At 58.3% G+C, this 15,384-nt stretch carries 13 protein-coding genes and 3 pseudogenes; 10 read left to right on the top strand and 6 right to left on the bottom strand.

Annotated elements, in window-relative coordinates; all coding sequences use genetic code 11:
- Positions 1-39: 39 nt before the first annotated feature.
- Positions 40-819 carry a phosphate ABC transporter ATP-binding protein PstB gene (gene pstB / locus ACEUKI_RS03735; protein ID WP_080785413.1) on the top strand — a complete coding sequence of 260 codons (780 nt, stop codon included), beginning with the start codon at positions 40-42 and terminating at the stop codon, positions 817-819.
- 99 nt (positions 820-918) lie between these two features.
- Here the strand turns inward: pstB and ACEUKI_RS03730 are convergent.
- Positions 919-1,104, bottom strand: a pseudogene (locus ACEUKI_RS03730) (ABC transporter ATP-binding protein); the annotation flags it as partial.
- Between the two features lie 129 nt (positions 1,105-1,233).
- Between ACEUKI_RS03730 and ACEUKI_RS03725 the strand changes: the two are divergent.
- The 9 genes and pseudogenes from ACEUKI_RS03725 (at position 1,234) to ACEUKI_RS03685 (ending at position 12,007) form a co-directional block, all read left to right on the top strand.
- A complete protein-coding gene (locus tag ACEUKI_RS03725; protein ID WP_374156516.1) occupies positions 1,234-1,812 on the top strand; it encodes a LemA family protein in 579 nt (192 codons plus the stop codon).
- A 63-nt stretch (positions 1,813-1,875) separates the two neighbouring features.
- Positions 1,876-4,146, top strand: coding sequence for a DUF2207 domain-containing protein (locus ACEUKI_RS03720; RefSeq protein ID WP_115770622.1), 2,271 nt, complete (start codon positions 1,876-1,878; stop codon positions 4,144-4,146).
- A 156-nt stretch (positions 4,147-4,302) separates the two neighbouring features.
- The gene (locus ACEUKI_RS03715) at positions 4,303-8,337 is read left to right on the top strand and encodes a Spy0128 family protein (protein ID WP_374156515.1); all 4,035 of its coding nucleotides are present in this window, start codon (positions 4,303-4,305) and stop codon (positions 8,335-8,337) included.
- Positions 8,338-8,440: 103 nt separating this feature from the next.
- Positions 8,441-8,719: pseudogene (locus ACEUKI_RS03710) on the top strand (hypothetical protein); the annotation flags it as partial.
- A gap of 71 nt (positions 8,720-8,790) precedes the next feature.
- Positions 8,791-9,010 (top strand): annotated as a pseudogene (locus tag ACEUKI_RS03705) (hypothetical protein); the annotation flags it as partial.
- Between the two features lie 15 nt (positions 9,011-9,025).
- Entirely contained in the window at positions 9,026-9,298 is a 273-nt protein-coding gene (locus ACEUKI_RS03700) for a hypothetical protein (protein WP_374156537.1), read from the top strand.
- 314 nt (positions 9,299-9,612) lie between these two features.
- Complete coding sequence (locus tag ACEUKI_RS03695) at positions 9,613-9,783, top strand: hypothetical protein (protein WP_168928626.1); 171 nt, start codon at positions 9,613-9,615, stop codon at positions 9,781-9,783.
- Between the two features lie 207 nt (positions 9,784-9,990).
- Positions 9,991-10,854 carry an aldo/keto reductase gene (locus ACEUKI_RS03690; RefSeq protein ID WP_374156514.1) on the top strand — a complete coding sequence of 288 codons (864 nt, stop codon included), beginning with the start codon at positions 9,991-9,993 and terminating at the stop codon, positions 10,852-10,854.
- A 97-nt stretch (positions 10,855-10,951) separates the two neighbouring features.
- Positions 10,952-12,007, top strand: coding sequence for a nucleoside hydrolase (locus ACEUKI_RS03685; RefSeq protein ID WP_080785409.1), 1,056 nt, complete (start codon positions 10,952-10,954; stop codon positions 12,005-12,007).
- Here the strand turns inward: ACEUKI_RS03685 and ACEUKI_RS03680 are convergent.
- From ACEUKI_RS03680 to rpsP, 5 genes are all read right to left on the bottom strand, one after another.
- Positions 11,900-12,259, bottom strand: a complete 360-nt coding sequence (locus ACEUKI_RS03680; RefSeq protein ID WP_080785408.1) for an addiction module antidote protein — start codon at positions 12,257-12,259, stop codon at positions 11,900-11,902. The two genes, ACEUKI_RS03685 and ACEUKI_RS03680, sit on opposite strands and share 108 nt — an antisense overlap.
- A 60-nt stretch (positions 12,260-12,319) precedes the next feature.
- Positions 12,320-13,672, bottom strand: a complete 1,353-nt coding sequence (locus ACEUKI_RS03675; protein WP_251847902.1) for an ATP-binding protein — start codon at positions 13,670-13,672, stop codon at positions 12,320-12,322.
- A gap of 305 nt (positions 13,673-13,977) precedes the next feature.
- The gene (gene rimM / locus ACEUKI_RS03670) at positions 13,978-14,592 is read right to left on the bottom strand and encodes a ribosome maturation factor RimM (RefSeq protein WP_080785406.1); all 615 of its coding nucleotides are present in this window, start codon (positions 14,590-14,592) and stop codon (positions 13,978-13,980) included.
- Positions 14,593-14,614: 22 nt separating this feature from the next.
- Positions 14,615-14,848, bottom strand: a complete 234-nt coding sequence (locus ACEUKI_RS03665) for an RNA-binding protein (protein ID WP_007051427.1) — start codon at positions 14,846-14,848, stop codon at positions 14,615-14,617.
- A 20-nt stretch (positions 14,849-14,868) separates the two neighbouring features.
- Positions 14,869-15,303 carry a 30S ribosomal protein S16 gene (rpsP, locus tag ACEUKI_RS03660; protein ID WP_080785405.1) on the bottom strand — a complete coding sequence of 145 codons (435 nt, stop codon included), beginning with the start codon at positions 15,301-15,303 and terminating at the stop codon, positions 14,869-14,871.
- Between the last annotated feature and the right edge of the window lie 81 nt (positions 15,304-15,384).

Raw genomic sequence — 15,384 nt, 5'->3', positions numbered from 1 at the left:
CCTAAGCCTTAAGAACACAAGGAAATATAAGGAAACATCATGGGACAACGTATTGACGTCAACCACGAGAACATCTACTACGGCGACTTTCTGGCCGTGGAAGATGTGAACATCAACATCGAGCCGAACAAGGTCACCTCCTTCATCGGCCCGTCCGGCTGCGGCAAGTCCACCGTGCTGCGCACCTTGGACCGTATGCATGAGATCATCCCTGGCGCTCACGTCGAGGGCGAGGTGCTGCTCGAAGGCAAGAACCTGTACGACAAGGACGTGGATCCGGTGGCCGTGCGCCGCGACGTCGGCATGGTCTTCCAGCGCCCGAACCCGTTCCCGACCATGTCCATCCGCGAGAACGTGCTGGCCGGTGTGCGCCTGAACAACCACCACCTGGCCAAGTCCGACGCCGACGATCTGGTCGAGTGGGCTCTGCGCGGTGCCAACCTCTGGGAAGAGGTCAAGGACCGTCTTGACAACCCTGGCATCGGCCTGTCCGGTGGCCAGCAGCAGCGTCTGTGCATCGCCCGCGCCGTGGCCGTCCACCCGCAGGTGCTGCTCATGGATGAGCCCTGCTCCGCTTTGGACCCGATTTCGACCCTGGCTGTCGAGGATCTGGTCAACGAGCTCAAGAGCGACTACACCATCGTGATCGTGACCCACAACATGCAGCAGGCCGCCCGTATCGCCGACTACACCGCCTTCTTCAACCTGAAGGCCGTGGGCCAGCCCGGTCACCTCGAGTACTTCGCGGACACCATCACGATGTTCAACAACCCGCAAAACGAAGAAGCCGAGCGCTACATCTCTGGAAGGTTCGGCTGATCGTTTCCTGCGCGCAGCGTAATGATTTGTGCGTAGGAGAAACGACAAAGCCCGCCGCAAGGCGGGCTTTCGCATATTTAGCGCGAGTATTGCCGAGTATTACCGTTCTCGCAACGGAGCGAGCTGGAATACTTCGTCAGACTGGGCGGCGACTTCGGGGCTGTGGGTCACGATGATCACGCATTCGTTCTCGTTATGGGCCAGATGCTTGAAAATCGCCATAATGTCGTCCTGCGTGGCCAGATCGAGATTGCCGGTCGGTTCGTCGGCGACTTCCCGCTTCGGTCGATCGACGGGAGAACGGCGGTAAAGTGGTACAAGACAAGTCCGCACGATGAACACTCTGTGATAAATTTTCTGTTTACGTGCGAGTGTGGAAGAATGGTCACAGCAAGGTCCAGCAAAGGAGCATAGGTGAGTACTGGTCTGATCGTCAGCATCGTCGTTGTCGTTATTATCGTTGTCTTGATTGGTTGGGGCGTCAGCGCCTATAACAACCTGGTGACGCTGAAGAACCGTGTGAAAAACGGTTGGGCGCAAATCGACGTGCAGTTGAAGCAGCGCGTCGACCTCATCCCGAACCTGGTGAATACCGTCAAGGGGTACGCATCCCATGAGTCTGAAGTCTTCACTCAGGTGACCGCCGCCCGCGCCGGCGTAGTGGCTGCGGCCAGCAACCCGAGCACGACCACTGCTCAGCGCGCCGCCGCTGAAAACCAGCTGTCCCGCGCCCTGTTCAACCTGCAAGCCACGGCTGAGGCATATCCGCAGCTGCAAGCCAACCAGAACTTCATGGATCTGCAGAACCAGCTCAAGGAACTGGAGAACAAGATCGCCTACGCCCGTCAGTTCTACAACGACGTGGTCCTGAAGCTCAACACCGCCATCGAAACCGTGCCGACGAACATCATCGCCGGTCTGTTCCACTTTGAACAGGCGCAATACTTCGAGGCCGATGATGCCTCCCGTCAGGTGCCACAGGTCCAGTTCTGACCCGTTCCAGGCCCGTCCGGTAAGCCGCCGGCCGGGCCCGTATTGTCTTAAGAGAGGGAAGATATGCGGATACGATTCATTCGCGCCGGAATCATCAGCATTGTTGCCACGGTGGTGTTGGCAGTTATCACCTTGGCGATAATCGGGACTTCCGCGTTCGGCGATTCGGCCGACCTCAGCTACCGCACGCTGGACTATGACGTGACCGCCACCGCGAACGGTGATTTGAAGGTCACGCAGCATATCGACGTCAAGATGCGTGAGCGTACCGACAGTGACGACAACACCAAGCCGTGGAAGCAACTGTTTCAGCAATACACGCTGAACTCCGGCACCCTGACTGATATCAGTGATATCAGCGTGCGCAACGTCACCGACGGCATCGACTACGCACAACAGAGCGAGCCCAAGCTGCCCAGTGATGTCTCTTCCGACAAGGAATGGAACAGCGACTACGCCAACCATTGGTATGTCGCCGATGTGAGCGATGGCAGCGACCATCCAAAGGCATACACGCCCGGTACCGATGGCCTCAAGCCCAGCGCCTCCGCCACCGAAGATAACACAACCGTGGAGATCGGCTGGAATATTCCGGTCACCACCGAGGCCGACAGCATGAAGTTCGATGTAAGCTTCACCATGCACGATGTGGCCACCAAATGGAAAGACGTGGCCTCCTTCCAATGGGAGCCGTTCGGCAAGAAGAACCAAGTGCCTATCGGCACGGTCACCGGCACCGTCCACTTCCCCAACGGCATCACCGGCAAAACCTCATGGGCATGGCTGCACACCGAGCGCACCTCGGAAACCAAGCGCAACAGCGACGGCAGCTACACGTTCACGGCCTACAACATCCACAATGGCGACTACCTCGATGTGGTCGCGGCGTTCGATGCCGCCAAAGCCAAGGGCATCGCCCGCAAGGGAACCGGCAATCATCTCAAGGACCTGAAACAGGACGAATATAAGCAACAGCAGCGCTGGCTCGACAAGCAACGATTCGCTGCCAGAGCTCGTCTCGTGTTCTGGATTGTCAGCATCGTGCTCGGCATCGCGTTGTGCGCGTGGGGTATCTGGGCTGTGATCTCCAGCAACCGGCATGCGCAATACAGTGGCAGCGTCGAATACTGGCGCGACCAGCCCGGCATCAGTCCGGCTTCCGCAGCCCGTCTGATTCGCGTGGTCGATCCGTCGACGCGCCAATCCGATGAAGACCGCCAGCTGACCGCCACCATGCTGTCGCTCGCCGTCAAGAAGGCCATTGCCGTCTATCCGGGGCCGTCGGACATGTATCGCGGCATCGACATGAGCCGGGCCACGCCGGTGGGCTTGAGCCAAATGATTGCCGCCGACCAAGGCAAGCGGTATGCGGCAGGCATCACCAGCACCATCGTGATTCTGCCGCTCGCCATTGATGAGGCACCCAACGCGCAACAGTTGGGATTGAGTGAATCGGAAGATGCGCTGCTGAACCTGCTCATCGTCATTTCGCAGCGCGTGGGCAGCCCGGTATTCGACCTGAACCAGATGAAGGCGACCTGCCAGAACTGGCAAGACGGCTATATTGAGCTCGGCAAATTCACCGGTGCATGCAGCATGGAATACCAGCGGCTGGGTGCCGCGCGCTCTGTGGGCTGGCAATGGATCCTACCCGGCGTATTGGCCGCCGTGCTGGGATTTGGTTCGCTGCTGGCCAACAGCTTTATCGGATACCCGGTGGCTGGTCTTATCGGGCTGCCGGTATCCCTGGTCGGACTGTTCTGCTCGATGGCCGGCGCGATGACCGTGCTCACTGATCAAGGGCAGGATATCGCCGGCCGGACTCTGGGCCTTAAGCGTTATATGGAAGACTTCTCCAACTTCACCGACCGGGGTGCCGCCGATTTGGCCTTGTGGGATTGGTATATGGTCTACGCCGCCGCGTTTGGCATTTCCGATCGCGTGATGCGTGAACTGGCCAGAGCATATCCTCAGGTCAACGACCCGGCTTGGCTGGATGCCAACGCCTCCAACTCGTTGTTCTACTGGAACTACCGCCCGTATGGCTGGTACAGCCACCGTCATAATGGTCCATTCGACCACGATGCTGCCGGGCAGATGGACCTAGGCGTTGGCGGCCCAGCTCCGGCTTACGGAGGCACATCGTTTGCCGGCGGATTCTCCGACCTCGGCTCGCAGCTGAACTCCGGTCTGGCGGACATCAGCTCGACCATCAGCGCGGCAGCACCATCCGCCGATTCCGGTGGCGATTTCTCCAGCTTCGGCTCGGGCGGCGGCTCCGGTTTCGGCGGCTCGTTCGGCGGTTCCGGCGGTGGTTCGTTCGGCGGTCGTTAAATACGCATTACCCCTTCTTTAGCTCCTTTTTGTACCGGGGGGGGGGCTACTCTTGATGCCCGATGGCGATAGGGTGCCCCTATTGACGTAGGCTTATTGGGTTGTTTGTGGGTTGATCTCCTTATCGTCTTGACAAGAGAAGACGGAAAGGAGTTTATGATGCGTCTGTTTGGCAATGCGGTAGGCCGCGTGTGTATAGCGTTAATTACAGCAATGGCGTTGCTCATCACCGGTGTGGGATTCACATCCGTGGCGAATGCGGCTGATATCCCCGATTTCAATCCGAGCAGCCCGTCACATAACATCGGCGATGGCACGACGAGTACGGTTACCGCCGAGTTTTACAAGGACAATAAGGGCACGCCGTTCGACCCGGCAACGGATAAGCTCAAGCCGGGTGATACGCTGTACGGCAAGGTGACCATCAAGTTCAGCGATGCAGACAAGCCGACGTTGGATAACCCAAACATCAGATACACCTTCCCAGACAACATTGACGTGAAGAACGTCGAGGAAAGCGATCTATACGCAGACGGCGTGCTGGCTGGTACATGGCTGATCAAAGACAATGTAGCGATGTTCAAGTACAACGAGGATTGGTTGAAGAACCACTACACGGATATCTCCGCATACGTGAACTTCGATCTCACCCTGAACAACGAGCCGAGTGAGACAGGGGATGGGACCAAGATACATTTCCCCGGCACCAAGGGTGACATCACCATCGTTGCCGATAAGTTCGAACTGGGCGGCAAGAAGACGTGGAAACTCAACGGCGACGGCACCGTGACCTTCTCCGTTACGCTGAATAACAAATTAGATGCCAAGAACGTGGTCGTCACCGATACGATGGGCAGCAACTTCGTATTCCGGGACGGTTCGTTCGCGCTCGACGGCACGGCATTGCCCGCCGGTAATGTGTCCATCAGCGGGCAGGTGGCCACGGTCACGCTTGGCGACCTCAAGACCGGCGAGCACACGCTGACCTACACCGCCGACCTGAGCGATGCGGCGAAGCGGACGCTGCTCGCTGGCGGCAAGCTCAATGACGCCAAGAACACCGCACAGTGGACTTGGGAGGGCTCCGACAAGCCCGGCGAGGATGACACCACACCGAACTTCAGCTACAACATGATTAGCAAGAAAGACGGCACCGGCACCGCGGACGACATCGCGTGGGAAGTGACGCTCAACTCCGGCGACCTGAAAGCGGACATGGGCGGTTACGTCTTCACGGATACGCTTGAAGGCGGTCAGCACTACAAGGGCACGTTCGAAGTCGTTGACCCCAACAACTGGAAGGTCATTGATACCGGCAAAATCCCGGGTGATGCCACGAGCTTCACGTACACATTCGGCAAGGACGCGGGTAAGAAGCAGTATGTGATCCGTTACCACACCAAACTCGATGACCCTTCCTCCATGGACAAGGTCTCCAACAAGGGCACGGTCACCCCGCCCGATGAGGGCAAACCCGGTGGCTCCAGCGAGGGGTCGTTCCAGCCGAACGATGCCAAGACGTACGTCACCAAGCAGATCGACAAGAACACCGCCGCCACCGACGGCAAGGTGGAATGGTCGTCGCTGGTCAAGATGTCGTTGATGGATAAGGGCACCATCCCCACCAAGATCGAATTCATCGACAACGGCCTGCGGGGCGCTGGATCGGGCATCACGTTCGACATGGAAAAGAAGCCCGTGCTCACGCTGGGCAGCAAGACCCTTGTTGAAAGCGCTGATTACACGCTCACCTACGAAAAGAAGAACATCAACATCACGTTCAAGGATTCCACCGACATTCGTGGCGCCATCGGTTCCGCGGACGTGAAGGTGACCTACTGGACCATCGGCGACACCGCTCCCGGCTATTACGACAACACCGCACAGGTGAAGCTGAACGACAAGACGACGTCCGCCAGCGCCCAGTACAACATCGAGAAGAACAACCTGGTCGAGAAGTCCGGCAACATGACGTGGGACAAGAACTTCAAGTGGAGCGATGTTGATCCCACCGACACCACCGTGGGCGCATGGGTGGCCGCATGGAAGGTGAAGGCCAATATCGATCAGTCGAATATAGGCCATGGCAAGGTCGATGTGAAGGGGCAGCCCATCACCGTCACCGACACGCTGCCTAAGGGCATGAGCTATGTGCCCGGGTCCGCGAGATATAGTGCCCGTTGGTGGCCGTATGCGGTGCCGGTGACGGAGATCACCCCCACCATCACCGGTGGTACGCTGAACTTCTCCATCGACACCAAACGCCTCACGCGAGCTGACGGTACCTGCTTCGCCTACGCCGAAGTCACCTACAAGACCGTCGCCAAATCCACCGGCAAGGACGTGGTCTTCTCCAACCATGCCGAGGTGGGCTCCGGCTCCACGAACTTCGGCAGCAGCAACGCCACGGTCAAGGGCACAACCGATGTGATCGACAAGAGCGGCGCGCAGGTCAGCAACTCGAACCACATCAAGTACACCATCAAGGTGAATCCGCAGGGTGCCGACCTCATCAAGAACAACGACACCCTCACGCTCACCGATGTGATGGATGCCAAGGCCACCTTCGTCAACTCGTCGCTGAAGATCACCAACTCGCTGACGGGTGCCATCGTGACGGCGAAGGTGACGGTGGACAGCGTCAAGGACAAGGACGGCAACCCCACCACCAAGTTGACCATCGATTTGCCGGATTCCATCCCGATCACCGTTGAATACGAGGTCATCCCCTCCGGGGAAGTCGGTGACAAGGTGCACCTGTCGAACACCGCCCAGTTGAGTGGCATGGAAGAGGGTTCCTCCACCACCGAAAACGACTGGACCATCTACAACGCGGGTGCCGGCACCGCGGGCACGGCGGGTACGCTCCAGATCAACAAGGCCGACGCCTCCGATCCGAGCCATTCGCTGCAAGGTGCGAAGTTCGAACTGCACAAGGTCGATATGAGCAAGCTGCCTGCCGGCACGGTGAGCGACAAGCAGGTGCGCGATGCGTCGAAGAAGGTGCTGGACGGCACCACCAACGTCGATGGCATCGTCACATTCGGCAGCACCAAGAGCCCGCTCGAGACCAACGTGCTGTACTTCTTTGTGGAAACCGCAGCTCCGACCTCCTACGAACTTGACCCGAGCCTGCATTATGTCATGCTCAAGGGTACGGACAAGGACGCATACGACAAGGCGCTCAAGCAGGCGAACGACCACGGCATCACGCCTTCCGCGAATCAGACGTATAACGTCTACGACAAGCGCAAGCCTGCCGAAGCCAAGGCGACGGCCCAGCTGTACGCGCAGAAGAAGCTTGACGGTCGTGCATGGCAGGATGGCGACAGCTTCGACTTCAAGCTTGCGGCAGCTGATAATGCTCCGATGCCTGAGGGCGCGGCTAACGGTGAGCTCACCAAGACCGTGACCGATGGCAACACATTTGGCTTCGGCGAGATTAACTACTCGCAGGCCGGTACGTATGTGTATCACATCAGTGAGGTCACGCCGGCACAGGCACAGCAGATTCCGGGTGTCTCCTACTCGAACGAGCTATACACGGCGACGGTCACCGTGCGGGATAATGGCACCGGCAACCTCGTCGCTTCCGTGAAGATGGACAAGACTTCCGGTGGCAAGACTGAGGCCGTGCCGAATCAGGATGGCCATCCAACCGCAGTGATTGCGAACACCTACCAGCCTGCGCCTACTACCTTCGCGTTCGGCGCGACCAAGACCTTGAAGGGCCGTGCCCTGAAGGATGGCGAGTTCCGGTTCGAGCTGCGTGATGCGGATGGCAAGACCGTCGAGACCGTGAAGAACTCGGCCAACGGCAAGGTCGTGTTCGCTCCGGTCACGTTCGATAAGGCCGGCGAGTACACGTATACGATCCGTGAGGTCGCGGGCAAGGCCACTGGTGTTGCTTACGACAAGACGGTGTATACGGCGAAGGTGAGTGTGGTCGATAATCTCGATGGCACGATGAGCGCCACGGCATCCTATTCGTCCGGCCTGTTCGGCGCGGACCACAAGGCGCCGGCGTTCGAGAACACGTATACGCCGCCGCTGTCCGAGACCGGTTCAAATACGTTGAGTATGGGCATCGCGATGATCCTGTTGCTCGGCGGTGGACTGATCATGGTACTCGCCCAACGCAAGGAGGCCATGGGATCCCGTCTGGGTTCGCAAGGTCGTCACTCCAAGTGAGGTAAATCGTCTGGCGTGATGCGCATCTCGGCTGAGATGTTGGACTACCTTCCGGCAATCCAACACTAGGCTGAGACCGGTGGCTAGACGAGCAAGTCACAAGATGAAGGCCGTTCGGCAGTTACGCCGAGCGGCCTTCATCCGTATTTATAAGCCGGAGACGGACGGCATTCCGATCTATCAGACCCGGGCCGAATACCGAAAATATGACCAAGGGCAGGTTGGCAAGCGGGTAAAGGATTTGGAGATTGGCTGGAACATCCCGGCCACTCGGTCGGCGCGCAGCATGAAGTTCGACGTGACCATGACGTTTGTGGGCGTCACCACGCTGTACAAGGACATCGCCCGCTTCCAGTGGGAGCCGATTGCGAGCGACAATACGGTGCCGGTCGGCGATTGGATTCGTCGTAGAAATTCCTATGGTTTGGCGCACAGCAATATGGCAAGCAGGTGTTGGGATTCTGCCGGTATCTGGCGGATTTCAGCGACTTCTCCGATCGTGGATCCGTGGATTTGGCGTTGTGGGACCAGTACTTGGTCTATGCCACGGCGATGGGCATGTCCAAACGGACGCTGAGGGAGCTGGCCAAGGCATATCCGCAAATCCAGAACCCTGACTGGTTGGACGGCAATGCCACTGACTCGCTGGTGTATTGGAACTTCCGCTATGGGTCGATCGGCGCTACTTATGATGACTCGTCGCGGACGGGTACTGGCAATGGCACTGGCCTTGGTTCTGGCGTCGGTACGGCAGGCTCCGACCATCTGGGTGCCAGCTTTGGCGGGCATCCTCGATTTCGGTGCGCAGCTAGGCTCCGGATTCAACGAGATCAGCGCCACGATTCGCGGCGCAACCCCAGCGTCGGCGTCCAGCGGCGGGTTCGACGGCAGTTTCTCGGATGGCGGCGGATTCGACGGCGGTGGCGGTGGATTCGGCGGCGGTTCGTTCGGCGGGCGGTAAGCGGTGTGCTTCTGAAAGTCCCTATAGCTTTGAAAGTAAAAGGCCCGGTGTCATAAGACATCGGGCCTTTCTCTCAAAATCGAGGTGAGGAAACCTCAACAGTCAGGTCCAACGGGGCGAAAGTCTGTGGCGCCGCCGAGAAGATTGCCTCGAAGCTAGCGTGACCTTTCTGCTACAACACAGCATACCAGCCTCCATCGAAGCTCACCAGTACACTGGACTGACCAAACCAAGGTCTACTAGCGTGGCACTTTGGCGCGGTGTCGTTGTGTCAACCGGCATAATGACGTCTCAAAATTCAAGAGGAGGTTCTCATGGTAGGCAACGACCATGACAACCGTCCGAGACAAGACCGGCAATACCGGGAAGGTCTGATGACCGGCCTGTTGATCGCCCTGGCCAATCAAGTTGGACAGGGGTGGTCGACGGCCATCATCATTGCCGCACTGGTATTGCTGGGAATGAGTCTCAGACGAGGCCACTGATCTATCAGCGGAACAGCCGGAATCCATGGGGTTCCGGCCCCTCGTTTTCGCTGAACTGGGTATGAGTAAGTTGCGTTTTCTATTCCGTGAAGTTGCGGAAATTTCATAGATTGATTGTGCGGGCAGGCCGAGAGTGTGAAATCCAACGGGATGCTTAGGCTTGATCGTGGATATCGAGTTTCCATAAGTTTCACGAAGGGAATCACTATGGCATTGTTCCGTAACCTCGGACCGTTCTCCACCACCGCCATCGGCCACGGCGAAATGCCGCTGACCATCGAAAACAATCGCGGCCACGAGGTCGGCATCGGAACCCTGCATGCCTCGCTGGACGCCGGCTGCCGCCACATCGACACCGCTTGGGCCTACTACTGCTCCGGCGCCGAAGAACAGACCGGTGAAAAGCTGGTGCGCGAGGCCCTTGAGACCTGGAAGGGGCCGAAAGACGAGGTGCTGGTGGCCACCAAGGTGGGCCACTTCCGCAACTTCACCGACGGCCGCCCCACGTGGGATGTGGACGGTCGCCCGGAGAACCTGATTCGGCGCGGCAAGGAGAGCGCACTGGCGCTCGGCGTGGACACCATCGACCTGCTGTACTTCCACCGCCCGGACCCGAAGGTGCCGTACAACGAGTCCGTCGAAGCCATCAAGCAGCTGGTGGACGAGGGCGTGGCGCAGGAGGCCGGTATCTCCAACGCCTCCATCGAGCAAATCGACATTGCGCGCGGCATTCTGGGCGACAAGCTCGTGGCCGTGCAGAACCAGTACTCGCCGATTCACTTGGAGACCCAGGACACGCTCGACTACTGCGCCAAGGTTGGCTTGGCCTTCGTGTGCTGGAGCCCGCTCGGCGGCTACCGTCACCCCTACGATGAGACCAAGTTCGACCCATTCCGCGAGGTCGCGGCGGCCCACGGCGTGAGCTACCAGCAGGTCGTGCTGGCATGGGAGCTCGCCAAGGGCGACCACATGTTCGTGATTCCCGGCGCCCACCACCCCGAGACCATCCTCGACTCCCTCAAGGCTGACCAGCTCGAACTCACCCCCGAAGAACTCGCCAAGCTCGGCTGAACTTTCTCAGCTCCCCTTGTCAGGGGAGCTGTCTCGCGTAGCGAGACTGAGGGGTAGTCGCCGGAATAGTCCCGGGTAGTCCCGCAAGGAGATAATTGTGCGCAAAAAACTCATCCTCGACCTCGATACCGGCATCGATGACGCGCTCGCCATCGCATATGCCCTAGGCAGTGCCGACGGGATTGATCTGATCGGTATCACGGCCACCTACGGCAATGTCGCGGTGCCGCTGGCCGCGCGCAACGCGCTGGCGGTGCTGCACTTGTTCGGCCGTGACGACGTTCCGGTCTATCCCGGAGCCGACCATCCCATCGCCCCGGAAAAGCTGCCGACAATGCGTGCCACCACACCAGACGAGCGGGCCCAGGCCTACGCGCGCTGGCAGAACGGCGGCGCGGACGGCTGGCAAACGGACGCTTCGTGGGCACCAACTCCCGGCTCGGTGGCGGTCCACCATCCCAACGGCATCGGCGGCGCAATCATCCCCGGCTCCCCGCGCGCTCCGGAAGCACCGGGCTCGGCGGTCGATTTCATCATCGCCGCCGCGCGCGAATACGGCCCGGACCTGACTATCGTACCTACGGGCGCGATGACCACCATGGCCACTGTATTCCGCAACGCTCCGGACCTGAAGGATTCCGGCGTGAACGTGACGTTGATGGGCGGTGCGTTGACGCTGCCCGGCAATGTAAGCCCGGCCGCCGAAGCGAACATCTCCCAAGACCCAGAGGCAGCAGACTATCTGTTCAAGTGTGGCGCACGCACCACCATGATCGGCCTCGACGTGACCCACCAGACCGCGCTCACCCGTGAGAAAGCCCATGAATGGGCGTCTCTGGGGACGCCGGCCGGCGACTTCCTCGTCACCATGACCGACTACTACATCGACTTCTACCTGAAGAACCAGCCGGAGATTCGCGGATGTGGACTGCACGACCCGCTGGCCGTGGCCGCCGCGCTCGACCCATCGCTGGTCACGACCTTCGGGTTCAACTTGCAAGTCGATCTCGAGGGCCCGTTCCGAGGCCGTACCATCGGCGATCGTTCACGGCTCCAGGACCCCGACAAACACACCCAAGTCGCATTGGGCGCCAACGTGCCGGAATTCCTCGACCGTTTCATGACCCGCGTCACCGCCGCGGCTCGTGGGTGAACGATTACGCTTCGGCAGGGAATAGAGTTCTGCGTCAAGTGCGTCTGCGACTCGCATGATGGTGTTGAACGAGGGCTGCGAATTCGGGCGAAGCGCCTTATATAAGGATTCGCGGCCGAGGCCGGATTTTCGGGCCACATTGGTCATGCCTCGTGCGCGTGCGACTACACCGAACGCATCTTGCACAAATGCGGGATCATCCTCTTCGAGTGCGCCATTGAGATATGCGATGGCATCCTCGCCCGAATTGATGTATGAGAATCACCAAAACTCAACCACCTATTTCACATACCCGAAAAATCAGAAAAAGAATCAGATGGTCGCTGGATTTTCCCTGCTCTTTTCGATCTGACGTTTGAGATATTCACCCAGCCCATCCACGCACCAAAGTGGGATGTTCGTCAGCCAAGATTGCTTCCTATAGCCTATTTCTCCTATACGGATACCGTGGAGCCCGTATCTGTTGCAGACATACGAGAGACTTCTCGCACGAATATTGGAAGAGGACTTCACTTCGATGGGAAAAACCTCGTCTCCCTGTTCCATTACGAAATCTATTTCCGCATTTCCTTGAGGATTTGGGTTAGCCCAGTAGCGGGGTTTGATTCCTTGAGCTACCAGCTGCTGACATACGTATTGTTCTACGAACGCGCCCTTGAATTCGGAAAAGAGCTTCGACTTGTTCACCAGAGTATTCACGTCGAGACCGGACAGTGCGCCCAGTATGCCCGTGTCTTCCAGATAGATCTTGAACGTGTTAAGACTCTCATATCCGGTCAGAGGAATATGCAGAGCATCGAGGCGGGGGACTTTGGTAATGATTCCGTAGTCCGTCAGCCAAGCGAGCGCTTCCTCATATTCGCGGGCGCGGGCTCCTTGCCTGACAACACCGTAAACGAATTTGCGATTCTCCTTGGCAAGTTGTGATGGCAGTGTGTTCCATACAAGCCGGATACGCTCGCCCAGCGTATATGCGGCATGCTTGGAAAAATCAAGATCGTAGGCGTTGAGAATATCTTGTTGGACAGTTCGCACATCCTGCGGAATCCCGTTATCCAGGTGAGCGCTTAATGCTGCTGGCATGCCGCCGACCCACATATATGTTTTGAGTAGGTCATTCATCTGAGGTTCGAGAGCTTGTGGAATGTCCTCGAACCGGCCTTCACGTATGGTGTCGGCGATCATGTCTTGTCCGATGCTGTCCAGATATTCGGCGAAGGAGAGCGGATGTAGGTTCATCATGGTGACTTTTCCTACAGGAAAAGAGGTTTTGTCGTGCTTGGATATTCCCATGTAGGAGCCGGTGGCGATGATGTCATAGTCAGGTGCCTGCTCGGTGAAGTATTTGAGAGAGGTCAACGCGAGCGGACTTTCCTGTATCTCGTCAAAGAAGAGCAGTGTTCTGCCGGGGAGTATCCGTTGGTTGGCGGCGAGTTCGAGCTGACGGATTATTCGTTGCGGGTCAAGATCCTGCTCGAATATCCCGGATAGGGATGGCCGCTGCATGAAATCAACCGAGACGATGTTGTCGTATTGTCCATTCGCGAACTCGTTGACAAGCCATGTCTTGCCTGTCTGCCGTGCGCCACGGATCAGGAGAGGCTTATGGTCAGGTGTGGTCTTCCACTGCTTGAGCGTTTTCAGTGCTTTTCGCTGGAGCTTCATGACGAATATCCTATGATAAATGTGTGACGCTTACACATTTATCATATCATAAATGTGTAAGCGTCACACATTTTTTATAGTTTATTGCAGTCGCAGTAGTTTTAGTGCAACGGATACCAGCCGATCGGTACGGGTCTTGATCGCTTCGGCATCCCATTTGGTTATCTGTGAGGCTCAGCCATATTACGCGGTATAAATGTTAAGGAGCAATCAAAGGGCGGTCTTTCTGAGACTAATCTCAGAAAGACCGCCCTTTACGATGGAATAAATTGAGTGTGGAACTCGGTATTGGTTTGAAAGACTGTTTACAGCCCGGGAATCAGACCGCCGGGCGGATCGAGCGTGAGGTATTGCTCCTCCAGATCGATGTCGGGGACCAAGGCCTCCACGAACGGGACCAACGCGGTCTTTTCGACTACATCCTCGCCCTTGGAATTCTGTCCGGTTACCACCGGATCGGTCAAACGAATCTTGAGCAGGGATTGGGCGGGGGAGTCGATCACATCCACCACTTTGCCGACCACTTGGCCGGCGGGCAGTCCCAGACCGTTGCCCTCGACTAGACGGGCCTCAAGGCCAATAAGATCCTTGGGATACCATTCGTCGGCTTCGAGCATATCTTCTGCGTCGTCGACCTCGCCGTACAGTTCTACGCCGTTTAGGGCCTCGGCGGCATTGCGGTCGTCGACGCCCTCAAGCTTGAGAATCCAACGATTCTTGAGCGTGCGCGAGCCCTCGACGATGTACTCGGTCTCGCCATCCTGGCTGTAGAGCACGGAGTCCGGCTCGAAGCGCCACTCGGGATCATCGGTGTACAGGCGCACGGTGACTTCGCCCTTCAGGCCCTGTGCGCGGCCAATACGAGCGACCCTCAGCAACTCGAGCTGCTGAGGGTCGTCGTGCATGTCTTGCTGTGCCATGCTGTGAATCGTTCCTTATCGGTTATCGACGGACGTCCATGATGTCAACGCGGACCTTGTGGTCAGACAGTGCCTGAATCACGGTGCGAATCGCGTTGGCGGTGCGGCCGCCACGGCCGATCACACGGCCGATGTCTTCCGGGTTCACGCGTACGCGAAGCAGTTCGCCGCGCGCGTTCTCATGAGACTTGACGGAAACATCGTCGGGAAAATCAACGATGTTCTTGATGAGGTGTTCCACAGCCTGTGCGAGCATAGCTAGCCTTTCGTTTCCGCTCAGGCCTCAGCCGGAGCTTCCTCGGCGGCGGCAGCGGCTTCGGCTGAGGCCTTGGCCTTGGCGGCAGCTTCGGACTTGGCGGCCTTCAGCTTCTGAGCCTGGTTCTCGACGGCTGCGATGCGGGCCTCGGCGTCCGGGCCAGCCTCAACGGTCTTCAGGGTGCCTTCGGCACCTTCAAGGCCCTTGTACTTCTGCCAGTCGCCGGTGATGTTCAGCAGCTTGAAGACGGGCTCGGACGGCTGAGCGCCGACGCCGAGCCAGTACTGAGCGCGGTCAGACTTGATCTGGATGGTCGAGGGCTGGGTGTTGGGGTTGTAGGTACCGATCTCCTCGATGACCTTGCCGTCACGCTTCTTGCGGGAATCGACGACTACCACACGGTAGAAGGCGTAGAACTTCTTGCCCTGTCGCTTCAGACGAATCTTGGTTGCCAAAATGGCTCTCCTTGTAATGCTAGGTGTGCGGGTTCTCGGTTTGCCATGTGGGGCATGGCCGGCCGGAATCCACGTGTCCTC

Source organism: Bifidobacterium sp. 2450, assembly GCF_041900695.1.
GTDB lineage: Bacteria > Actinomycetota > Actinomycetes > Actinomycetales > Bifidobacteriaceae > Bifidobacterium > Bifidobacterium longum.
This window is presented reverse-complemented; position numbering and strand designations above follow the sequence as displayed.